Below are 23,664 nucleotides of genomic sequence, written 5' to 3'. Positions count from 1 at the left end.
ATGGTTATGCAAGCTTAAAAATATCACTGAAACCAAGAGCCAAAAAGTATACAATAACAACAGAATACGGTAAATTTATCAAAAAGAATAAAATCACTGTTAAACCTGTATTGACTGTTAAAACTATTGTAATGAAAAAAGGAAAGAGAATCAAATTCTATGTTAAGCTGGTAAACACTAAAGGAGAACCACGAGCTAAAAAGAGAATAATATTTAGATTTGATGGAAAAAAATATAAAATCAAAACAAATAAAAACGGAATTGCAACACTAAAAATCAAATACCTAAGAAAAGGCAAACACAGGATTTACACACAATACGGTAAAGCAAAAATAAAAAACACAATAAGAATTAAATAAAAAAAGATAAGAGGCAAACCCTTATCTTTTTTTCCTTATTTTTTTACTATGTTTTTATCATATCTAGCTTATTCTGTATTTTGTCTATTTTTTTCTAAATTTTATTCAAAAGTGCTTTTATTTATTTTTGCTTAAATTTTAAGATTTATTTTTCTAGTTTTGAGCTGTTTATTATATTTTTAGACCTTTTTATATTAATAAAAACAAAATTATATAAATGATTAATGTTATAAATAAATATTAATTATGGTTAATTTTTTAATTATATGCTTAAATTCACTATATTTTAAACTTTTATTATAAATTAAATGAAATTTAAGAGTTTTAATAAGAATTTAAAATATTAAGAATTTTTAAAAGAATTTAAGATTAAAAATTAAAATTTTAAAAATAATGTATAATAACTTAATATAATATTTTCATAAAAAGGTGGGTATTCTGTGGCAGATTCGTTAGATTTATTTACTGGTGTTTTATTAACCGTTATTGGTTTAGTTCTTATTTATGGAAGTATTGTTTATCGCCTAATAGATTTAATTTTAGTTATAGGTATTTTAATTACTTTATTTGGTTTATATAAATTACTTCCAGCATTTATTTTAAGAATTTTAGATTCAAGAAATTTTAATAGGTCTTCAAGATCTAGAAATAGATTGAATCAAAATTCAAGAAACGATGCTTATTCTCGTGTAAAAGAAGGAGCTAAAGGGGTAGAAAACTTTTTAAATTCTTCTAAAGGAGATAATGGATCATTTTTTAAAAGTCATGATGATGAATTGGATTCATCTACAGCAACTCTAGATGATTTTATTGGTGATGGCAAATCTAGAGAAGATGAAATTAAATTTGACATGGCTATTGATGAAAATAAACAGGTCCTTAGGCCTAAACCAGTAAAAGAGGAAAAACCTAAATTTAAAATCCCATCTATAAGAAAATCCAACGATTCTAAAAAAAGAAGTTTTACCTATTTAAAAGAAGATCAAGAAGAGCCTAGCCCAGATACTCTTTACTTCACACCTAATTATGAAAAGCCTATGAAAATTACCCGTAGACCTAAAAGAAAATCAAAAAACACTATTAGCTTAGTTGATGCTCCAAAAAGATCTGAAGAGATTTCAAAGGCTTTAGCTAGTGTAGGAAACGCTGAGACAGTTTATGATAATGAAGTAACAGATGAAAGCTATAGCTTAATTCCTAAAACAATTGATGAAGAGATTATAATGCCTATTGATGAGATAGATTTAGATGATTCTATTGAAGAACCATTTTATAATTTATCCCAATCTGAAAATACCCTTTATAATAATGTAATTTATGATGGGCCTGGAGAAGAAGACTTTATCACTCCAATCCATGCTGATACTGATTATAAACAGGATATAAGTGATAATCATTTAGAAGAATATGGTGATTTTAGTTCTGATGAGTTATTAGATGATGAAAATGGATTCGATCAAGAAATTACAGATGACTCAGACTTCATCTCTCCTGAACATGATATTGATGTGGAAAATTTAGCAAGGCCAACATCCATTGCTTCTACAAACCCTATAGCTTCTAAAAATGATGCAAATCTTAATTTATCTAAACCCCATAGGAAATCTGAAACCCTTAGCCCTCCTAAACCTAGAGCAAAAATTAATAAAGAAACTACCGGGTCTGGAACAAATCTTGAAAGAGAGATTCCTAGCCCTATTCAAAAGACTCCTGAATCAGATGTCTCGGATATTGTAGCTGATGTACCTATCTCAGAACTTGTAGATACTCCAGATGAAACTATTAGAATAGATCCTAATAATCCCGAGTCTTTACCTATTCCAAAATTATTAAATAGTTATGTTATATGTGAAAAGGGCATTTTAACTTCTCAAGAAGCTTTTGAAGAGGTTGCAAGTCATTCTAAAGAAGAAATCTTATTAGAAGCACCTACCATTAAAGATATGGGAGAAAGATTTTTATCAAGTATTTCAAAAATCAAGTCAAGAGTTCTTATTGAAGAATTTGACCTAGAAGATATTTCTTATGTTCTTTTATTAAGTTCCCTTATTAAAAAAGGGGTTGAAATTAAAACATTAGATTCTGTAGAATCATTTAACTTAATTGGAGACAGTTCTCATGCATTATTGATATCTAACAGTATTGATGAAGATGATTTTGAATATGGAGCAGTTTATGAGGATAAGGATTCTGTAGAAAATATTAAAGAATTATTTGAATCTTCTTGGATATTAGCTAATGATTTAGATATTAATACAATTCTTGAAAATAATTGATATAATCATATTTTAAATTAGTAGTATATTTTTAATGATTATTGTTTAACTAAACTATATTGATTATTTTAAAAGAATATTATTATATTGGTTATTTTAAAAGATATTATTAATTATTTTTAAAAACATTTATTATTAAAAAAGGTGAGATTATGGAAATTAGATGGTTAGGTCATTCTGCATTTGAATTAATTAGTGATAAAGGAGTTAAAATATTGGTAGATCCATTTATTAGCAACAATCCTGCATGTCCGATTCCTGTTGAAGAATTGGATGCAAATATAATTTGTATTAGTCATGGTCACTCTGACCATTTTGGTGATGCAATGGAAATAGCTAATAATACCAATGCAACTCTTGTTGCGAACCATGAAATTTCTTTATTTTTAGCAGAACAAGGTTTTGAATGTGTTAGTATGAATACTGGCGGTTCTGTTTCTATTCAGGGAATTAGAATAACTATGTTAGATGCAAAGCATTCTTCTTCTATTGATTGCACTGATGAAATACGTCCTGGAGGCGATTCTGGAAGTTTCTTATTTACTTTTGAAGATGAAACTAAAGTTTTCCATGCAGGAGATACTGGCTTATTCTCTGATTTAGAACATATTGTAGGTAAAATCTATAAACCAGATATTGCAATGGTTCCAATTGGAGATAAGTTCACTATGGGTCCATTTGAAGGAGCATTAGCAACTATGTGGATTGCTCCAAAAGTTGTTATCCCAATGCATTACAATACTTTTCCGGTTATAGAACAAGATCCAGCTATATTTTCTAATTTCGTAAATCAACTTCATCCAAATGTTGATGTAGTTATTATGAATCCATTAGAATATTACAAACCGGATTTTGAAAAAGAAGATGATTAAACAAGTTTTTCAGGCTTTTTGACCTTTGGTCAAAAGCCTTGATTAAAATTTTTTCTATTTTTTTAACTTTAATAGTTTTTATTCTAAACTATTTTTTTGGAATGGTTCGCTTTAAACTTTTTTTTGAATAGTTTTCCCTCTAAACTATTTTTTTATTTTAAAAAAAGAATATGGGAAATGGATTTAAATGAAATCACATTTTCCACTAGGTAATACTCTTACAACATCATCTAAACTTAATTTATTATCTTCATTAATTCTAGACAATATTTCTTTAGCTATTTTTTCCTTTTTGGTATAACCTGGTTTTATTGTTACAAATTTATTAGTATGAGTTTTCATTGCATCAGTAGGTCCAGCCATTATACGCTTTTCACCATCGTAATCTACAAGGCCTATAGATATTTCAAGTTTGCAGCCTCTAATGTAGTTTCTATGTCCTCGAATGATAAATGCACCTTTAGGTACAAACTCACCTGAAACTGGAGTTTTAGAAACTTGCTCTGGCTCAACCCAATAGACATCTTGAGATGTGAAGTTTTTCGACCAAGCACTTGAAAAGGCAGCTGAGAACTCCCCTAATTCTTTAAGCAAATTATCATTTAATTTATCAGATTGAACTTTTGCTACAACTGAAGGTGCACCATGTATATCCGCATGCAAATAAACATCATTTTGTTCTAGATATTTCTTAACAACTCCCTCATTTGTAGTTGCATCTCTACCACAAACAACTAAGATTCCCTCAGTTGAAACAAACCATCTTAATTTTTCATACCATTTAAGATTCTTTTTAGTTCTTTTCTGTGGAACCATAATATTTAACATTGCTTTTTCTTTTTTAGCTTCCATCTCAGCTAATTGATGTTTGGTATTTTCAATAGCAATTAATGCTCCCTTTATTTTTCGTTTTGCTTTTTTAGCTTTTTCATAATAAACTTCCGCATTATCAGGTATAGATTTTTTACTATCTAGTCTAATGATTGCCTCATCGATTTTTAAGCTAATATTTCCAAGGGGATCCATAGATTCAAATATTTGTACATCTTCCATTCCAGATTTCTTAGCATCTTTTAATCTTTGTCCTATATCTTTCCATCCATAGTCCTTTTCTCTTGCATCTTTTATCACGTTTAAAATATTTTCAATCTGAACATAATTTGTAAAAAGAAGCTCTCCTTTCTTTTGAGAATCTTCAATTGTTTTTTTGAAATTTTTTAAGGTTTTTTCTTGTTTTTCAAGCCTTTTAGAGAATTTATTTACTTTTTTATTCCAGGCAGATTCTTGAATGTCTGTTATTTCGTTTTTTACTTTAGATGAATAGAATTCATCACAAGCTTCATTAAATGACTTAAATGATTCTTTATCAAATCCTTTGTATTGTTTTATATTAATTGAAATAACATCCTCTTTAGCTTTATATTTTTCATCAGGATTTTCTTCTTGTAATTTTTCCACTTCTTTTTTATTATTTACAATCATGGGGCTGAATTTTTTTTCATCTAAAGGTTCAAAAACAGTTTTTAAAGCATTGAAAATAGTAATAATTTCTTCTCCGCTTAGATTAGAACAATTGGCTTTCTTAGTTATTTCTGCAACTAGCATTATCTCTTCTGCATATAAACTTCCAAGACCATTTTTTGCTAAGATTCTAACAATTTCTTCATCTTCACCATTGGATATTATTTCTTTAAATTCTTCAATTGTTAATGTTATTGGATTAATTCCATGTTCTTGAGGGAAAAGATATTCTTTTTTAGAGCTTATGTCCCTATCACTCCAATGTTTTCTTTTAAGAGGTAGGATGATTTCATTAGCTTCATTAAGTAAGATGATATTTCCTTTTGCAAATAATTCAACGATAAGTGTGTAAGTTTCTTCTTTTTTCATTTTAATTTCTACAACTCTATCAAAGTTATGCTGTTTTATACTTACTACATTAGCTCCTTTAAGTCTTTTTCTTAAAAGCATTGGAAAATTTGGGGGATTTTGAGGATTTGTTAATGGGTATTGACTTATATGGATTCTTTTTCCAGCTTGTATTACAAGATCTAATCTTCCAACTCCTGCTTTATGGAATCTCATAACCACTGTATCTTTAGTAGGTTGGAATGATTTATCTACTCTTGCACCAACTAACGAATCATTTAATTCTTGACATATTGTATATATATCAACATTTGACATTGATTTCATATTTCTCACTTTGATTTATATTAAAAAAATTAAATTAGGTTTAGTTAAATTAAAAGGTTTATTTTTTTAAATAGTTTTTATTTAGAATAATTATTTTATAAATTTCATGCAATATTTTATATATTATATCAACTTATATAATTATAGTTATAGTTATAATTATAGTTTTTATATGATTTAATATTATTTTAATAATTTTTTATATTCTAAAATTTTATAATCTAAATTTTATAATTATATTCAAAACTAATTAATAAACTTTTATTTAAAATCAAAATTAAAAATTTATTTAAATTCAAAATTTAAAATCAAAATTAAAAATTTATTTAAATTCAAAATTAATTTATTTTTATTTTTATTATTGGAGGAAAATTAATGGATGTCACTGTTAAAATTGTATCAATTCATCTTGTTGCAGCAGTTGCTGCAGCTCTTATAGCTACTGCATTTACAATAGGAATCTTAGGATTTACAAATCATGTATTTGCTTTTGTAATAGGTGTAGTAATTCTTTATTTTGTAGGTCAACTTTGTCAAAAATTGTATGGTGAAGATGCTAAAGGGTTTTCTACTTGGTTATGGGATGGAATCCTTCCGTTCGGATTCTTTTGGTTCATTTTATGGACTATTTTAACTAATTATTTATAAATGATTAGTTTTCTTTTTTTATTTATTTTATCTATTTTTAACTTTATATTACTATTTTTAAATTTTTTCTATATTTTTTCTATTTTTCACTTATCACTATTTTTAAATTTTTTCCATATTTTTCTTATTTTAATTGAGCATTCTCTTTATTGATAATTTTAAAAAAATAACTCTATTAAAATAAGTAAAAGATTTAAAAGATAAATGTATTTTTAAAAAATAAATCAATCAAGAAAAATAAATCTAAAGAAAATAAAACAATTAAAAAATAAGATAAAAAAATAATTTAATTAAAAAATTAAATATTAATTAATTAAAGAATTAAATATTAATAATTTAAGCCCTAATTTAAATTATAAATTAAATTCATAATTTAAAATAAAAATATCCAAATGAATACAAAAATAATTGCTATTATGAATGTTAAAGGTGCAATTATCTTACTTACAGCTACAATGGAACTGATAGTTGAAATAAGTTCTGTTGAATTATTTGGGCCGAATGTTTTAAGATTTAAAATTCTTTCAGTATTGGTTCCAGCTTCAACAGGCTCTAAATCTCTAATAGCTTCCATAATTGAAAGTTTTACATAATCAATTATTTTTTCTTTTTCAACAGTTCCTACAGGATTGTATCCTGCAGATAAAGTATTAACTGTATGGGTATCAGTTGTCATAACTTCAATTTCATCAATATCCAAGTCTTTTACAGCATTAAATATGGTTTCTCTATAGCCAAGTTCCATATTATTAGAATCAAACAATACATAAGCAGTTCTTTGCCCGTTGACCTCAATCACCATAGTTTTTAAACCACTTTCCCCAATTCCTTGATGTTTATCAAATCCTCCAAGGTCTGTATGATAACAACCAACCTTAATCTCATGTTCTAAATCTAGAGGATTTATTAACTTGATTGTATCAAGTAATTGGAATAATTCTGGATTTCCTGGAAGAACTCCTCCTTTTTCTTCATTAAATGAATTATGACAATCAACTAAAATGTTATTTTCAGTACCTATTTCTTTCTGGCTTTCAATCATTGCTGCAAGCCCTACTGCATATTCAATATCATCGCTACCTGACGGAGCAAATGTAGATAACATAATTGTTCCATTTTTAAAGAATTGTATGCCAATATTTGCTTTTTTATGGGAATACCTAATAAATCGGCTTGCTTTTCCAGAGTACTCCATAGTATCTAATGCTTTTCTAACGGCTTCTTCAATCTTAACAATTTCTTTTCTTGAAACTGGGTTAAAGTCGTGGGTAGATGGTCCGTGGGCAACCATTGTAAATGCATCAAATCTATCTGCTAATATAGTTGGCATATTAGAACCTCCAATATCTCCAAGAGGTCCAGGGTGTACACATGGACTTATGAACAGTGCTTTTATACTTCCATCTAATCTTCTAAAGCTTGCAACACCTACAATAGTATCAATAGCTTCTCCAACATTGTCAAATAAATCTTCTATGGTGTCTGATCCTTCATTCATATGTAAAATGAAGTAACTGAGAATTTCTAATACTCCGAATCCTAAGTTTTTCTTCATAGGAGACTCTACCACTCTAATAAATGAGTAAATTGCAAGTAAAAATATTATACTAGCTGTTATCACTTTCAATATTGTCCCAATTATTCCAAGTTCAAATACAGTTTCAATATTATTTAAAAAGCTTGTAATAATTAACATTCCAATCATGAGTAATGGTTGGATAATAGCAATGATCACTGATTTAAATAGTTTTATTCTAGTTGTACTCCATATAACAAGAATATTGAATGCAAATGCAAAAACAGAACCGAATAATATTGAGTTAACAAATAAATCAACATCTACAAAATGCCCTAATATAGTTCCAAGAATACTTACAATACCTGCAATTGTCATAGAAACAAGTGCCAAAAACATAGAATGCTTTGCTTTAAGGTTTATTCCATTAAGGGAATATACCCATTTTTGGTCTGTAGAACCAGTTATTATTGCAGGAAGTCCGAAAACAATAAAACCAAATGCTCCTCCATAAAGTAAGTTTTCTAGTATGCTTCCTATACTTACAGGTTTTAATAAAAATAGTATAGATCCTAAAATAAAACTCATTACAACTATTATTAGTAAGGAGCTTTTAGCTTTAGGTAACGTTCTTATATATTTTGATAATCCTGCTACACTACTCATACTGGACATTAATAATCAGACCTTTTATTTTTTATTATACAGTTAATTTTGATTTATTTTTATTTTTTATATATACATAATCAAGATTTATTTTTATTTTTTATATATACATAATCAAGATTTATTTTTATTTTTTTATTATGCAGCTAATTTTAATTTATTTTTGCTTTTTTAATTGCTGGTGTAATTTGAAATTAAAATAAATCGTTAAATATCATATTGTTATATATTATAAAAGATATATAATACTCATATTATAAAGATATATAATACTAATATTATAATATATGGAAGTTTTTATATAAAACTTATACTGTTTAATTATATATTATCTTATTTTATTGAAAAATTATTTGGTGAGTTTATGATAGAATTAAATACACCTATTAGTGATGATGATATTAATCAATTAAAAGCTGGAGATGTTATTACAATCTCTGGCCAGATTTTAACTGCAAGAGACCAAGCACATAAAAGAATATTAGAAGAAGGTGCTCCTTGTGATATTAAAGGAGCAGTTTTATTCCATGCAGGACCTATTATTAAAGAGGAAAAAGGAATCAATGAAGATTCCAATTCTATTTCTGAACCTAAATATAAAATGGTTGCTGTAGGCCCAACCACTTCTATGAGGATGAATCCTTATGAGGCGGATGTTTTAGATATGGGTGCTAAGATTATAATTGGCAAAGGCGGAATGGATGATTCTGTTAGAGAAGCTTTAAAAAGAAATAATGCAGTTTATGTTGTAGCAACTGGTGGCTGTGCAGCATTATATGTTGATAAAGTTAATGAAATTAAAGGAGTAAAGTGGTTAGATCTCGGAATGCCTGAAGCTATTTGGGATTTGGATGTTGATTCTTTCGGTCCTTTGATTGTAGCAATGGACAGTGAAGGAAAGAGCCTTTATGACTAATTAATTTAATTAAATATAATGCTATAAGTAAAACTTATTAAAGATAAAAGTATTACTATCACTGTTAATGGTAAAAAATATGCTACTGAAACAAATTCCAATGGTATTGTAAAAGTTAAAGTAATTTTATCACCTGGGAGAACTTATAAACAATGCTATTGTAAAAGTTAAAGTAATTTTATCACCTGGGAGAACTTATAAATTTACACCTAATTTACTTGAGATAATTCTTATAAATCAGTTTCTAAAAAAGCTGAAGTGATTATTATGTAAATCTTTATATACTAATTATTTTAAATATCATAATAATCTATAAATTTAATTTTTATCAGATTACCTATTTAAAAATTTTATGATTATTTTGGTGATATAATGGCGAGTATTGAGGAAGCAGCTGAGAAAAAGTTTAAATCAAGAATTAGAAAATTAAAAAAATGCAATAAGGATGAAGAAGAAAAAGAGAAATTCTTCAATCAATTAGGTCTTTCTTTTACTATAAGTCTACCTAATAAAAATCCAGAAAAACAAGATGACATGATTACCTTATACACTAATCCCGATGGAAATATTGTATTTGCAGAATATGGTTACTCTGAAGAGGATCAATTTACTCAAATGGATATTTCAGAAAAAGATTTAAAAATAATCATTGATTCATTTTCTGATTTCGAGTTAAAACTTTTAGAATAAATCCTTCTAAACTTTAATTCATTTTTCATTGCTAATTTTTTAATTTTTTTAACAATATTATTTTTTTACTTTAATTACTTATTCCATAATTTGTTTTTTTTTATTAATTGGATTAATTTTATTTTTTTTGTTTTCAAATATTTCTTTATTAAAGGTTTTATCATGATTGTCAATAGTTCATTAGATGAAGTTAAAAAAAGAGAATCTGCTCTTAAAATTATAAAAGAAATTATTAATAATGAAGGTAGGGATTCTTTATACGATGTTACTGGCCTTTCTGGTGGTTTTATAGCAAGCGATGAAGAATTGAATCTCTTAGAAACTTATGTTGGTCCAGCTATTTTTGAAGATGAGCTTCAAATTGTAGGAAAAGAACATCTTGGGGGAGAAAAGGTTTTAGCAGTCAATAGGACAAGCTCTGGAATCTTAGCAAGTATTTTAGCTTTAGTAAAAAAGGGAGAGCATGTTAGTCATTTTTTAGCTGAGTTTCCTGCACACCCTTCTATTCCAAGGTCTTGTGAGATAGTTGGAGCAAGTTATGATGAATTTGTTGAGATTGATAAATTCACTATTCCTGAGAACAGTTCTTTAGTTGTCATAACAGGTTCTACAATGGATCATAAGGTTATTGATGAAGATTTATTTAAAGAAGTTATTGATATGGCACATGAAAAGGATGTTCCTGTTTTAGTTGATGATGCTTCAGGTGCAAGGCTTAGAACTGCAGTATTTAAGCAAAATAAAGCTACAGAACTTGGAGCAGACTTAGTAGTAACTAGTACAGATAAATTAATGCCTGGTCCTAGAGGGGGATTGATGGCAGGTAGGGAAGATTTAATTAATGAAGTAAAGATTAAAGCTAATCAATTTGGCCTTGAAGCTCAGCCTCCATTAATTTTAGCTATGGTTAATGCTATAAAGAATTATACTGAGGATAATTTGGTTAAAGCTATTTCTAGAAAGGAAGAATTTTTTAATCTATTAAGTAAAAAATATGAAATGTTTGAAAAAACACCAACTGGTGTTAATGTAAGTGAATTGTCACTTAAAAAACAATTGAAGAAATTAGATATTAAGACAGAGCTTTCAGATAAAGATTGTTGTTTCTTATGGGCTATGATTCTGTTAAAGGATTATGGTATTATTACAATACCTGCAGTAGGTATGCCTGGAGCATCTGTTTCAATCCGCTTTGACTTATCTACACAAGATGTAATAGATATGAATCTTAATCAATTGTATGAAAAAATAGATTCTTCCTTTGAAAAATTATTAATTTTATCTCAGGATATAGAGAAATCAAAAGAATTAATATTTTATTAAATACTTTTTTAATATTCTTTATAAATATATAAAAAGTTTTATTTTAAAAAAAGGCCTATTTTTAATAAAATAGTTTAAAAAGTTTTATTTTAAAAAAAGGCCTATTTTTAATAAAATAGTTTAAAAAGTTTTATTTTAAAAAAGAGGGTAATAAAATGAAAAATTAAAAATCTTTCATTTTATTTTTTTTCTGTTTATTTAAAGTACTAAAAGCACTATTTTTCTAAAGTACTAAAAGCACTATTTTTCTAAAGTACTAAAAGCACTATTTTTCTAAAGTACTAAAAGCACTATTTTTCCTTGTTTTTTAATTTATTTAACTGTTCTAAGTTTTTTTTAATTTATTCTACTGTTCTAAGTTCACCAGAAATTATTTTTTCTAATGTACCATCTTGTCGCTCAATGATTAAATTACCTTCATTATTGATTCCAACAACATAGCCTTGGGTAACTTTTCCACCAGTTTGGGTAATGTTCACATATTTACCAATGGTATCTGAAAGGTCTCTCCAATCTTTTAAAATAGTTTCGGTTTTACCATCTTTATATAAGTTATAAATTTCCTCAAATTCATTTAAAAATATACTAATAAGCTCATTTTCATCAACTTTAGTTGGTAATTCTTCAGTAAGGGTAGTGGTTCCTATTCTAATATCTTCAGAGAAATCTTCTAATTTAAGATTACTGTCAATTCCAACACCTACTACTACCCAGTCAATATCATTAAATGTAGCATTAACTTCAGTTAAAACTCCGGATATTTTATCGCCGTGGATTAAAACATCATTCGGCCATTTAATTTTAGCATCAACACCTAAAGATTTAATAGATTTAGCTATTGCCACACCAGTTGCTAATGTGATTAAACCGATTTTTGCAGGAGGAACTTTTGGCCTTAAAATAAGAGACATCCAAACTCCACCTTCTGGAGATTCCCACTTTTTACCTAATCTGCCTTTAGCCTTTGTTTGAATTTCAGAGATTAATACAGTACCTTCTTCAGCACTATGATTTGCTAAGAATTTAGCTATAGAATTAGTAGAAAATACTTTTCTAAAACAAAGAATTTCTTTACCCATAACTTCAGTTTCTAAGTTTTTAGTAATTTTTTCTTTGGTAATATGCTCAGTTTTTCCAAATCCTAATTCTTTAATAGATTTTTCAATATTTTCATCATTGATAGAGTCTAATTTCTCAGCATCTTCTTCAGAAATTACATTATGACTAAGTAAGAGTTTTATCATTTCTTTTTTCATAATAATCACTTAGAATAATTAATATTATTAAATCCTATTTAAATTTATTTAGTTCAATTTCTTTGATTAGTTTAGCTTAATAAACTATTTTTTAAGCTTTTGTGCTTGTGCACTGTTGAAATAAGTTCCAACAGCTGCAGATATTGCAGCTATTTTTTTTCCAGGCATAAAAGTAGATTTCATACGATTCACTCTTTCTAAATCTTCTAAAATTACTTTTTCCATTTCTTCATCGATCCATTTTTTATGTTCATCTACAAAGTGAGTGTGTAAATCACCTGCAAGGAAAGATTCATTTCTTAGGATTGCTTTATGGAATGGAATTGTAGTTTTTACACCTAAGATAATATATTCACTTAATGCTCTTTTCATTCTATTAACAGCATCCTTTCTTGTACGGCCACTAGTTACTAATTTAGAAATCATAGAGTCATAGAAAGTTGGAATAGTATAATTCATATAAACTCCGCTGTCTAAACGTACACCTGGTCCACCTGGGGATCTGTAACCTGTGATTTTACCAGGGTTTGGTGCAAAGTTAGCTAATGGGTTTTCGGCATTAATACGACATTCAATAGCATGTCCACTTACTTGAATATCTTTCTGTTGATATTCTAAGTCTTCACCACAAGCTATTTTAATTTGTTCTTTGATTAAATCAGTGTTGGTAACGATTTCAGTAATTGGGTGTTCTACCTGAATACGTGTGTTCATTTCAAGGAAGTAATATTCTCCATTGTCGTATAAGAATTCAACAGTTCCTGCACTGTTGTATTTAATGTATTCTGCAGCTTTCACTGCACTTTCACCCATTCTTTCTCTTAATTCTTCAGTCATAATTGGTGAAGGAGCTTCTTCTAACAATTTTTGATGTCTTCTTTGGATAGAACATTCCCTATCACCTACATGGATTGTATTTCCATTTTCATCTGCTAAGACCTGGAATTCAATATGTCTAGGTCTTTCTAAGTATTTTTCAATAAATACGGTTGAGTCTCCAAAGTTTTTCAGAGCTACAGATTGTGTTGCTTCAAGTGCACGTACAAGTTCATCTTCCTCATAAACTGCACGCATACCGATTCCTCCTCCTCCTGCTGATGCTTTAATGATTACAGGGTATCCAATGGCTTCGGCAATTTCTTTTGCTTCTTCAAAATCTTGAACTCCTTTTTCAGTTCCTTCAATTACTGGAACCCCTGCTTTTTTCATTAATCTTTTGGAGGTAATTTTGTCCCCCATTTGTTCAATAGCATCTCCACGAGGTCCAATTAATTTAATTCCATTTTTTTCACATTGAACACCAAGCTCTGGATTTTCAGCTAAAAATCCATATCCTGGGTGAATTGCATCTGCACCAGTTTCAATTGCTGCATTTATGATTTTTTCAATGTTTAAATAAGATTGGCTTGGAGAAGGATTTCCTAAAGGAACATTTTCATCTGCGTAATTAGTATAAAGAGAAGTTTTATCAGCATCTGAATATACTGCTACACTTTTCATGTCTAATTCACGACATGCACGCATAATACGTATAGCAATCTCTCCTCTATTTGCAATCAGTACTTTTTCAAACATATAACACCTCTTTTTATAATTATTTTATAAAAAATTAAAAACCTTTATAAAATAAAAATTTTTATAAAAAATTAAAAATCTTTATAAAATAAAAATTTTTATAAAAAATTTTAATAATTTTTTGATAATCAATAATAATACAATTAACTTTAATTAAAGATTATATTTGATTATTATTTACCAATCATATTATTATTTTTCAATTATTATAATATTATATATTAATAATTATTTATATTAAATTTTATCATTATTTTATCATCATTATTTTCATCAAGACATATAAACAGGTACTGTTTTAATAAAAATTATTTATCAATTAATAAATAAAGATATTAAATAAAATTATAATATTATAAACTATAATATAATATATAATTATCTTAAATTATCAATCAGTGATTTTTATGAAAATTTCAAAAAAGAAACATCTTGAAATGGTGCTGGAAAAGGTTCCTAAGCATCCTAATCCTAAGGTTGACTTAGAACAATATTCTACTCCTGCAACTATTGCTGCAGATTTAATATGGAATGCATATAGTTTAGGAGATATTGAAGATAGGAATATTTTAGATCTTGGCTGCGGTACAGGTATTTTTTCAATTGCATCTTCATTGATGGGTGCTAAATTTTCATTAGGTCTTGATATTGATGAGGAATCTATAAGTTTAGCAAAAATCACTCAAAATACTATATTTGATGAAGGTGATATAGATATTGCTAATACAAATTTCATAGTTGGAGATATCAATTCATTTAATTCAATAGCTGATTTATTAAATGAAAATAGTTTTGATAAAATTAATGGTCTTATGTCTCCATTATCAAAATTTGATACTTTGATTCAAAATCCGCCCTTCGGATCTCAAGAGAAAGCTAGAAGACATGCTGATAGAAAATTTATGGAATTTGCAATTAATAGTGCTAATGTCATTTATTCTTTTCATATGAAAAATACTGAGGAATTTGTAATTGATTATTATAGAGATTTAGGTGCAGAGATAAGTCATAAGTTAGTTTACAAATTTCCAATTCCCAAGATTTATGATTTTCACACAGAAGATTCCCGTGATGTAGAAGTTCTAGTCTTAAGAGTGGAAAATTTTTAAATATTCATCGGATTTTTAGAATTAATTGAGGCTTTTTAAAATTTTTCAGCCTGATATTATTATCAGCAAAGGCTTTATCTATTTTTTAACTTAATAACTGTTTTCAGCAAAGGCTTTATCTATTTTTTAGCTTGATATTGTTTTCAGCAAAACCTTTATATACTATAAATAACTTAAATATTACTAATCTATATGTCTACATTATGTAATTTATAAGAAATTTTTAAATTTTTTATTATTTTTCATGATTTATTGGTATTAAACATCTGTCTAATGTTAAATATCATGTTTTAAAAGGTTATTTTAATGGTTTAGCTTGGGCTATGTTTGATATTTACATTTTATAAATCTTATTAATCATTGAATTTAATTATTTTTTTTATTTTACAGATTATATTCGGTAATTTAGTTCTTTTTTTAACTAAATACTTTATTGGTCAATGTGCATGTATAGATTTAAAATATAAAATTTGATAATATGCAAAATAATAAAGTATCAGTCTTTATACCGAATTCATTCTTAGCAGAAACTAAAGACTTAAAATTAAAAACTTCAAAAGTCGGTTTAATTGGCAGAGCTTTAGCTTTGTTTAAAGTTGATGAAGTCGTAGTTTATAAAGATCTTTCAATTCCAGATAGTGAACAGACTGAGGATGGAGATTTCATAGCTGAAATCCTTTCTTATATGGACACTCCACAATATCTTAGAAAAAAGGCAATTCCTATTAAGAGTGAACTAAGACATGTTGGAATATTGGCTCCTTTAAGAGTGCCTCATCATCCTGTTGCTGAAGCTGAATTAGGTGATTACAGACAGGGATTCACTGTTAAAAGGAATAAGAAAGGTACCTTTGTAGATATAGGTATGGATAAATTAGCATTTTGCAAAGAGCAACTTACAGTAAATAAGATATTTTCATTTAAAATTACTAAGTTTGCTAAAGAGGTAATAGTCACACCTGATGAACCAGATGACATTTACTGGGGATTTAAGACATTATCTACAAATAAAGGTCTTAAAAATAGCTTAAAATTAGTTAATCCCGACTTTGTTGTTCTAGCAACAAAGTATGCAGATACAATCGATACTATTTTTAATGAATTGAAATCTAAAGTAGAAAGTTCAAATCATATAGCTATCGTGTTCGGTGGTCCATATTCTTCAATTAGTGAAAATTTGGAAAGTTCTAAATGGGAAACTATAAAGTTAAATACAATTCCAAATCAAGGAACTGAAACCGTAAGGACTGAAGAAGCTGTAATTTCAACTTTGGCTATTTTCAATATACTTTAAGTTAATAGTTCATTATTAACTTCCGCTTTTACATAGCGTTAATATGTAATTTTTATAAATACATTATAAAACATATAGAGATTAAGCTTTAGCTATTGTCAGCTTTAGCTTTCAAGGATTTGCTTTATAATTAGACACTATAAAGTTTTCTCCAAAAAGGGAGATATTTCAAAGGATTGATTTAAGATACAAAATGAATTGATTAGGCTGAAATAAATTATAAAGTCTAGACAGCTTTATAATAAATCTTTGAGAAGTACATAAACAAGTTTGCACTTGTTTTTAACGTTTATCTAGCTTTATTTAGCTTATATGCTGTTTAATTTTTGCCTCTACAGTCTTTATCTAGATATTTTTAATAAAGGTAGATTGTATACTCTATCTAGATATGATATTAGGAGATTGTATGCTAATTATTAACTATAAACTGAATAATAAGTTTAAACAGTGTGGAATTTTAGTGATTTGACTAAAAAAGAAATATGGCTATTTATTCTAAGATTTGTTAATTAGAAATTTTTTAAATAAAATTCATAATAGTTAACAAATCAGTTTAAATCGATTTTAAATTATTTATTAAATTATTTAAATAAATTATTTAATCATTGATTTGAGTTTGTATAGATTTAAAGAATTTAGAATTTTAAATTAAAATTTAAAGAATTAAAGAATTTAGATCTAGTGAAAAAAAGATCTATTGTTAATAGATTAGACTGATTAATTATAGGAAAATATAAAGAAAACGGAGGAAAAAAATGGTAAGACATCACCAACCAAGAAAAGGTTCTGTGGCATTTAGCCCTCGTAAAAGAGTAGCTAAAGAAACTCCAAGAATCAAAGCTTGGCCAAGTAATGAAGAACCAAAACTTTTAGGTCTTGCAGGTTACAAAGCAGGTATGACTCATGCTATGGTTGTAGATACAGATAAAAACTCTCCATCTAATGGTATGACTGTTTTCACTCCTGTAACTGTTTTGGAAGTACCGCCCCTTGTAATAATGGGTATTAGATCATACGAAAAAACTGCTCATGGACTTAAAGCTATCACCGAAGTTATTGCAGATAATTTGGATGAAGAGCTCTCTAGGAAAATTACTCTTCCTAAAGATTATGATAAATCTGAAGCTATTGCAAAAATACAAGATGCTTTAGTAAAAACTGAAGATGTTAGAGTTTTAGTGCACACTAACCCTAAAATGGCTAGTGTACCTAAGAAAAAACCTGAAATCTTTGAATGTGCATTAGGTGGAAGTTCTGCTGAAGAAAAATTAAATTATGCACTTGATTTATTAGGTAAAGAAGTTAGAGCAAGCGATATTTTTAATGAAGGACAATATGTTGATGCTATTGCAACTACCAAAGGAAAAGGAGTCCAAGGGGTTGTAAAAAGATGGAATATTAGAATTCAATATGGTAAAGCTATGAGAAGTGGAAAAGGAAGACACGTAGGTTCCATTGGTCCTTGGTCTCCTGAGAGAACTATGTGGACTGTTGCACAAGCAGGTCAAATGGGATACCACAAAAGAACTGAATTTAATAAAAAAGTCCTGAAAATAGGAGATGTATCTGAAGTGGATGCAGTTAACCCTGATGGAGGATTTATTAGATACGGTTTAGTTAAAAATGACTATGTATTAGTTAAAGGTTCTGTCCCTGGTCCTACTAAAAGATTAGTAATTCTTAGACAAGCTATTAGACCTAAGAAAGCTGATGAAGCAGCTCCTCAAATTGAATTTATAAGCACTGCTTCTAAACAAGGTGCATAGAGGGGTTAGAAAATGAAAGTTAATGTTTATTCAATTCAAGGGGAAGTAAAAGAAGAAATTGAACTTCCTGCTATTTTTAATGAAGAATACAGACCTGACCTTATTAAAAGGGCGGTTCTTTCTGCTCAATCTGCTAGAATCCAACCTTGGGGTAATGACCCTATGGCAGGTAAAAGAACTTCTGCTGAATCTTGGGGATCTGGTAGAGGTGTAGCTATGGTACCTAGAATTAAAAGTGGTTCCAGAGCGGCATTCATACCACAAGCTATCGGTGGAAGAAAAGCTCATCCTGTAAGAGCTGAGAAAAATCATCATGAAAAAATCAACAACAAAGAAAGAAAATTTGCAATCAGATCTGCTATTGCAGCAACTACTGATGCAGATTTAGTTGAAGGTAGAGGACACAAAACTGAAAATCTAGATCAGTTACCATTAATCGTTGATGATGAATTAGCTGCTGTTAAAAAGGCAAGTGAAGCTCGTGAAATCTTTAAGGCATTAGGTGTTTACGATGATATTATTAAAGCTAAAAATAGTAAACATATAAGAGCAGGTAGAGGAAAAACAAGAGGACGTAAATACAAATCTAGCAAAGGGCCTTTAGTTGTTGTAGCTGAAGATAAAGGTATTGGTTTAGGTGCAAGAAACCATGCTGGTGTTGAAGTTGTAACTGCTGAAAACTTAAATGCTGAATTATTAGCACCTGGTACTCATGCTGGTAGGTTAACTATTTTCACTAAGTCCGCTGTTGAAAAATTAGGAGGATTATTCCAATAAATTCTTAGGAATTTATTAGGTATAGTTAAGAAGGTGGATATTTATGGATCCTTACAAGATTATTGTTAAACCTCATGTTACTGAGAAAACTATGAATTTAATTGACCAAAACAACGAACTTGCTTTTGTTGTTAGAAGAACATCTACAAAAGCTCAGATTAAAAAGGCTTTTGAACAGTTATATGACCAAGAAGTTGATAGAGTAAATACCCATATCACTCCAAAAGGTTTAAAATTAGCTTATATCAAACTCGTAGAGGAAGGGGAAGCTGAAGATGTAGCTGTTAAAATGGGAGTATTCTAAGGAGGTTAGATTATGGGAAAACGATTAATACACCAACGTAGAGGAAGAGGAACTCCTGCTCATCGTGTTGCTTCTCACAGATTTAAAGATAAAATCCAATACAGAACATACGATGACTTAGAAAAGGAAGGCAGTTTAAAAGGTAAAGTTGTAGACATTATTCATGACCCTGCAAGAACTGCTCCTATTGCTTTAGTTAAATTCGAAAATGGTGAAAAAAGACATATTTTAGCTCCAGAAAGCATTCAGATTGATGATGATATTGAATGTGGTATTTCAGCACCAATCAGCTTTGGTAACACTTTACCATTAGCTGAAATCCCTGAAGGTACTCCTATTTATAATATTGAAAACAGACCAGGAGACGGTGGTCGTTTCGTAAGATCTTCTGGAACTTATGCTTCTTTAATTACTCATGATGCAAGTCAAGCTGTTGTAGAATTACCATCTGGTGAATTAAAATCTTTCAACCCTAAATGCCGTGCAAGTATCGGTGTTGTTGCAGGTGGAGGAAGAAAAGAGAAGCCTTACCTCAAAGCAGGTGTCAGATGGCATGCTTATAAAGCTAAAGGTAAGAAATTTATGACTGTTAGAGGAGTAGCAATGAACGCTGTTGACCATCCTCACGGAGGAGGTAACAGACAACACCCAGGTCGTCCTACCACTATTTCAAGACATGCACCACCTGGAAGAAAAGTCGGTTCAATTGCAGCTAAACGTACTGGAAAAAGAAGATAATTTAAGGAGATGTGTCATTGGCTAGAAAAATATTTAAATACAGAGGATATACTATTGAAGAGTTAAAAGAAATGTCCTTAGAAGAATTTATTGAACTTTTACCAGCAAGACAAAGAAGATCCTTAAAAAGAGGATTCTTACCAAGACAACAGTCTGTGTTGGATAAAATGAGAAAATTACAAAAACAAGATAAAAAAGGTGGAAAACCAGTAGTAGTTAGAACTCATTGTAGAGATATGGTAGTTATTCCTGAAATGGTAGGTACTACTTTTGCTATCTATAATGGTAGAGACTTCGTTGAAGTAACTTTCACTCCTGAAATGTTAGGTTGCTTCTTTGGTGAATTTGCACCAACTAGACAAAGAGTTCAACATGGTGACCCAGGTATGGGAGCTACTAGATCATCTATGTTTGTACCACTTAAATAAGGAGATTATAACATGGCAAAAAATAAATATGCTTATAATAATAAAGATGCTGATGAATCTAAAACAGCACGTGCTATGGCAAGATCCCTTAAAATTTCTCCAAAACATTGTGTTGAAATTTGTAGTGCAATTAGAGGCATGGATGTTGCTAAAGCAAAAACATACTTAAATGATGTAATCAAAATGAAAAAAGCTGTTCCTTTCAAAAGACACAACAGAGATGTTGGTCATAGAAAAGGTATGAAAGGATGGGCTGCTGGAAGATACCCTGTAAAAGCTTCTAAAGCAATTTTAAATGTTATTGAAAATGCAGAAGCAAATGCTGAGTACAAAGGTATGGATGTAGAGAACCTTAAAATTGAACATATCTCTTCTCACAGAGGTATGGTTATTAGAGGAGCTAGGCCAAGAGCATTTGGTAGAGTAACTCCATTCAATACTCCAACTACCCATATTCAAATAGTTTTAGTGGAGGCTTAAATAATGATAGAAAAAGATTTCGTTACAGAAGGTCTCAAAAGAACCAAAATTGATGAATATTTAGAAAAAGAACTTGAAAGAGCAGGTTATGGAGGAATGGAAATTCAAATCACTCCTTTAGGAACTATGGTTATTGTTTATGCTGAAAGACCAGGTATGGTTATTGGTAGAGGTGGAAAAACCGTTAGAGCAATTACCCAAAGTCTTAAAAATAATTTTGATTTAGATAACCCTCAAGTAGAAGTTAAAGAAGTAGATGTTCCTGAATTAAATGCTAGAATTATGGCTTCTAAAATAGCTAATATGCTTCAAAGAGGTATGCACTTTAGAAGAGTAGCATATTCCACCATCCGTAGAATTATGGGTGCTGGTGCTCAAGGTGTAGAAGTAACTATATCTGGAAAAATTAGAGGTTCAAGATCTGCTGTTGCTAAATTTACTGAAGGATACATTAAAAAATGTGGTGAACCTGCAACTAAATTTGTAGAAGAAGGTTTTGCAACTGCACCTTTAAAACCTGGTGTTTTAGGTATTGTTGTTAGAATTATGCCTCCTGAAGCTGTTTTACCTGATAAAGTGGATATTCTTGCTCCTATTGCTGAACCTGTAGAAGAAACTGTTGAAGAAGAAATTGTTGAAGAGGAAATTGAAGAAGTAGCGGAAATTGAAGAGGATCTTGAAGACTTAGAAGAAATTGAAGAAGTAGTGGAAGTTGAAGAAGATCTTGAAGAACTTGAAGCAGCTACTGAAGATTCTGAAGAATAGATAATATCTTTAAGTGAGTTGAGAAAATGGCAATTTTAAGAAGTAAAGAAATTTGGGAAATGGAAATTGAGGACATCGAAGAAAAATTAGTTGAACTCAAAGCTGAATTAGCTAAAAATGTTTCCAAAAGTGCTGCTGCAGGTGTTAATGAAAATCCTGGTAAAATTAGAGAACTCAAAAGGACTATTGCTCGCGTTCTTACAATTATGAACCAAAAACAGAAGGAGAATTAAATGTCAAAAATCTGTGATGTATGTGGTCTTCCTGAAGAACTTTGTGTTTGTGAGGAAATTGCAAGAGAAGTTCAAACTGTAAAAGTATTTACAGTTAGAAGAAGATTTGGAAAACTTATGACTATTGTTGAAGGTATAGATGAACATGATATAGATATTAAAGAACTTACTAAAACTCTTAAAGCAAAATGTGCCTGTGGAGGTACTGCTAAAAAAGGTCAAATTGAACTTCAAGGTGACCATAAAGTGAGAGTTAAAGAAGTTTTATCTGAAATGGGATTCTCTTCTGACACTATTGAAATCAGAGATTCTGATAAAAAATATAATAAAAGAAGAAGACATTAGATTCATAGTTTTAATCTTATTCACATACTGAGGCTTAGAATGATAAGCTCAAAAAATATATTCTATCATGAATTAATTGGGTTAGAACTTAAAGTTGTTGATAGTTCCAATCCTTCTTTAATAGGGCTTTGTGGAACTGTTATTGATGAGACTAAAAAAACTTTATTAATTGAAGTTAAAAGCCAAATCAAAACTAAAATCAATGATGATGAAGATATTGGAGACTTAAGTTCTAATCAAAATAATATTAGTTTAGTTTTTAAAGAGAAATTAATTCAGAAAGATGTTTCTGTATTTCAAGTTAAAGTTCCTGACGGAACTATTGTTGAAATAGATGGTAAAATATTGTTGAATCGTCCTGAAGATAGGATAAAAAAAAGATATAAAAAAATTTAATGGTGATAAAATGGTTGGTCTTAATGTTAAGGAACCAGAAACTAAATGTGATGATCCTAACTGCCCTTTCCATGGTAGTTTATCTGTTAGAGGACAAGTCCTTGAAGGTGTTGTTACTACTAATAAAGCAGAAAGGACTATTACTGTAGAACGTAGTTTCTACAAATTCATTAGAAAATATGAAAGATATGAAAAAAGAAAATCAAGAATTAACGTTCACAAACCTGACTGTCTTGATGTTGAAGTTGGTGACTCTGTAAAAATTGCCGAATGTAGGCCATTAAGTAAAACTAAACATTTTGTATTAGTTGAAGTAAAAGGTGATGATTAAAATGAAACCTACTACATCTAGTGTAACAAAAGCTTTACCAATTGGTGCTAGACTTCAATGTGTAGATAATACCGGAGCTCGTGAAATTCAAATTATTTCTGTAAAAGGGTTCAAAGGTGTACGTAGAAGACTTGATGTAGCTGGAGTAGGTGACTTAGTTGTTGCTTCAGTTAAAAAAGGAACTGCTGATATGAGAAGAGAAGTAGTTAATGCTGTTGTTGTAAGACAGAAAAAAGAATACAGACGTGCTGATGGTCTTCGTGTAAAATTTGAAGATAATGCTGCAGTAATTATTACTCCTGAAGGAGTATTAAAAGGTTCTGAAATTAGAGGACCTGTTGCTAAAGAAGCAGCTGATAAATGGCCTAGTGTAGGTAGTGCAGCAAGCATATTAATTTAAGTTTA

24 protein-coding genes and 1 pseudogene are annotated in these 23,664 nt (G+C 29.1%); 21 read left to right on the top strand and 4 right to left on the bottom strand.

Annotated features, from left to right (window positions below; genetic code table 11):
* The 3 genes and pseudogenes from BM020_RS09615 to BM020_RS06870 all read left to right on the top strand — a co-directional run.
* A pseudogene (locus BM020_RS09615) lies at positions 1 to 359 on the top strand (hypothetical protein); the annotation flags it as partial.
* Between the two features lie 440 nt (positions 360 to 799).
* On the top strand, positions 800 to 2,635 hold the full coding sequence (locus BM020_RS06875; protein WP_074798677.1) for a hypothetical protein: 1,836 nt from the start codon (positions 800 to 802) through the stop codon (positions 2,633 to 2,635).
* 152 nt (positions 2,636 to 2,787) lie between these two features.
* Positions 2,788 to 3,507, top strand: a complete 720-nt coding sequence (locus tag BM020_RS06870) for a metal-dependent hydrolase (RefSeq protein WP_067145851.1) — start codon at positions 2,788 to 2,790, stop codon at positions 3,505 to 3,507.
* 183 nt (positions 3,508 to 3,690) lie between these two features.
* Here BM020_RS06870 and rqcH read toward each other — a convergent pair whose 3' ends face one another.
* Positions 3,691 to 5,703, bottom strand: coding sequence for a ribosome rescue protein RqcH (rqcH, locus tag BM020_RS06865; RefSeq protein ID WP_074798676.1), 2,013 nt, complete (start codon positions 5,701 to 5,703; stop codon positions 3,691 to 3,693).
* 375 nt (positions 5,704 to 6,078) lie between these two features.
* On the opposite strand from rqcH, the gene BM020_RS06860 reads away from it, so the two are divergent.
* Positions 6,079 to 6,351, top strand: coding sequence for an EMC6-like membrane protein (locus BM020_RS06860; RefSeq protein ID WP_074798674.1), 273 nt, complete (start codon positions 6,079 to 6,081; stop codon positions 6,349 to 6,351).
* Positions 6,352 to 6,724: 373 nt separating this feature from the next.
* Here BM020_RS06860 and BM020_RS06855 read toward each other — a convergent pair whose 3' ends face one another.
* Positions 6,725 to 8,542 (bottom strand): DUF2070 family protein, encoded by a 1,818-nt coding sequence (locus tag BM020_RS06855; protein WP_074798672.1) that lies wholly within the window; start codon positions 8,540 to 8,542, stop codon positions 6,725 to 6,727.
* A 355-nt stretch (positions 8,543 to 8,897) separates the two neighbouring features.
* On the opposite strand from BM020_RS06855, the gene BM020_RS06850 reads away from it, so the two are divergent.
* From BM020_RS06850 to BM020_RS06840, 3 genes are all read left to right on the top strand, one after another.
* Positions 8,898 to 9,449 carry a FumA C-terminus/TtdB family hydratase beta subunit gene (locus tag BM020_RS06850; protein ID WP_143743968.1) on the top strand — a complete coding sequence of 184 codons (552 nt, stop codon included), beginning with the start codon at positions 8,898 to 8,900 and terminating at the stop codon, positions 9,447 to 9,449.
* Between the two features lie 372 nt (positions 9,450 to 9,821).
* Complete coding sequence (locus tag BM020_RS06845) at positions 9,822 to 10,139, top strand: hypothetical protein (RefSeq protein WP_067145857.1); 318 nt, start codon at positions 9,822 to 9,824, stop codon at positions 10,137 to 10,139.
* A gap of 162 nt (positions 10,140 to 10,301) precedes the next feature.
* Positions 10,302 to 11,462: a TIGR03576 family pyridoxal phosphate-dependent enzyme gene (locus BM020_RS06840; RefSeq protein ID WP_074798670.1), complete on the top strand. Its 1,161-nt coding sequence runs from the start codon at positions 10,302 to 10,304 to the stop codon at positions 11,460 to 11,462.
* A gap of 341 nt (positions 11,463 to 11,803) precedes the next feature.
* On the opposite strand, the gene BM020_RS06835 is transcribed toward BM020_RS06840, so the two are convergent.
* Positions 11,804 to 12,718 (bottom strand): biotin--[acetyl-CoA-carboxylase] ligase, encoded by a 915-nt coding sequence (locus BM020_RS06835; protein WP_074798669.1) that lies wholly within the window; start codon positions 12,716 to 12,718, stop codon positions 11,804 to 11,806.
* An 84-nt stretch (positions 12,719 to 12,802) separates the two neighbouring features.
* Positions 12,803 to 14,293 (bottom strand): acetyl-CoA carboxylase biotin carboxylase subunit, encoded by a 1,491-nt coding sequence (locus BM020_RS06830; protein WP_074798667.1) that lies wholly within the window; start codon positions 14,291 to 14,293, stop codon positions 12,803 to 12,805.
* A gap of 407 nt (positions 14,294 to 14,700) precedes the next feature.
* On the opposite strand from BM020_RS06830, the gene BM020_RS06825 reads away from it, so the two are divergent.
* The 14 genes from BM020_RS06825 to BM020_RS06760 all read left to right on the top strand — a co-directional run bounded on the left by BM020_RS06825 (position 14,701) and on the right by BM020_RS06760 (position 23,659).
* Positions 14,701 to 15,402: an METTL5 family protein gene (locus tag BM020_RS06825; RefSeq protein ID WP_067145865.1), complete on the top strand. Its 702-nt coding sequence runs from the start codon at positions 14,701 to 14,703 to the stop codon at positions 15,400 to 15,402.
* 478 nt (positions 15,403 to 15,880) lie between these two features.
* Positions 15,881 to 16,696: a putative RNA uridine N3 methyltransferase gene (locus BM020_RS06820; protein WP_074798665.1), complete on the top strand. Its 816-nt coding sequence runs from the start codon at positions 15,881 to 15,883 to the stop codon at positions 16,694 to 16,696.
* A gap of 755 nt (positions 16,697 to 17,451) precedes the next feature.
* Complete coding sequence (gene rpl3p / locus BM020_RS06815) at positions 17,452 to 18,462, top strand: 50S ribosomal protein L3 (protein WP_067145869.1); 1,011 nt, start codon at positions 17,452 to 17,454, stop codon at positions 18,460 to 18,462.
* 12 nt (positions 18,463 to 18,474) lie between these two features.
* Positions 18,475 to 19,239 carry a 50S ribosomal protein L4 gene (gene rpl4p, locus BM020_RS06810; RefSeq protein ID WP_067145870.1) on the top strand — a complete coding sequence of 255 codons (765 nt, stop codon included), beginning with the start codon at positions 18,475 to 18,477 and terminating at the stop codon, positions 19,237 to 19,239.
* A 43-nt stretch (positions 19,240 to 19,282) separates the two neighbouring features.
* A complete protein-coding gene (locus BM020_RS06805) occupies positions 19,283 to 19,543 on the top strand; it encodes a 50S ribosomal protein L23 (RefSeq protein WP_067145872.1) in 261 nt (86 codons plus the stop codon).
* Positions 19,544 to 19,555: 12 nt separating this feature from the next.
* A complete protein-coding gene (locus BM020_RS06800; protein WP_067145874.1) occupies positions 19,556 to 20,281 on the top strand; it encodes a 50S ribosomal protein L2 in 726 nt (241 codons plus the stop codon).
* 17 nt (positions 20,282 to 20,298) lie between these two features.
* Positions 20,299 to 20,709 (top strand): 30S ribosomal protein S19, encoded by a 411-nt coding sequence (locus tag BM020_RS06795; RefSeq protein WP_067145876.1) that lies wholly within the window; start codon positions 20,299 to 20,301, stop codon positions 20,707 to 20,709.
* A gap of 12 nt (positions 20,710 to 20,721) precedes the next feature.
* Positions 20,722 to 21,189 (top strand): 50S ribosomal protein L22, encoded by a 468-nt coding sequence (locus BM020_RS06790; protein ID WP_074798663.1) that lies wholly within the window; start codon positions 20,722 to 20,724, stop codon positions 21,187 to 21,189.
* A gap of 3 nt (positions 21,190 to 21,192) precedes the next feature.
* Positions 21,193 to 21,954: a 30S ribosomal protein S3 gene (locus tag BM020_RS06785; RefSeq protein WP_067145880.1), complete on the top strand. Its 762-nt coding sequence runs from the start codon at positions 21,193 to 21,195 to the stop codon at positions 21,952 to 21,954.
* Positions 21,955 to 21,980: 26 nt separating this feature from the next.
* On the top strand, positions 21,981 to 22,187 hold the full coding sequence (gene rpmC, locus BM020_RS06780; protein WP_012955660.1) for a 50S ribosomal protein L29: 207 nt from the start codon (positions 21,981 to 21,983) through the stop codon (positions 22,185 to 22,187).
* Complete coding sequence (gene yciH / locus BM020_RS06775) at positions 22,188 to 22,532, top strand: stress response translation initiation inhibitor YciH (RefSeq protein WP_067145882.1); 345 nt, start codon at positions 22,188 to 22,190, stop codon at positions 22,530 to 22,532. It abuts the gene before it with no gap.
* Between the two features lie 39 nt (positions 22,533 to 22,571).
* Positions 22,572 to 22,928, top strand: coding sequence for a ribonuclease P protein component 1 (locus BM020_RS06770; RefSeq protein WP_067145885.1), 357 nt, complete (start codon positions 22,572 to 22,574; stop codon positions 22,926 to 22,928).
* A 10-nt stretch (positions 22,929 to 22,938) separates the two neighbouring features.
* Positions 22,939 to 23,259: a 30S ribosomal protein S17 gene (locus BM020_RS06765; protein WP_067145887.1), complete on the top strand. Its 321-nt coding sequence runs from the start codon at positions 22,939 to 22,941 to the stop codon at positions 23,257 to 23,259.
* Position 23,260: 1 nt separating this feature from the next.
* A complete protein-coding gene (locus BM020_RS06760; protein WP_067145889.1) occupies positions 23,261 to 23,659 on the top strand; it encodes a 50S ribosomal protein L14 in 399 nt (132 codons plus the stop codon).
* The last annotated feature ends 5 nt before the right edge of the window (positions 23,660 to 23,664 follow it).

Origin of the sequence: Methanobrevibacter olleyae, assembly GCF_900114585.1 — an archaeon.
Taxonomy (GTDB): Archaea; Methanobacteriota; Methanobacteria; order Methanobacteriales; family Methanobacteriaceae; genus Methanobrevibacter; species Methanobrevibacter olleyae.
Note: the sequence above shows the minus strand (reverse complement) of the source record. Positions and strands in the feature narration are given on the sequence as shown.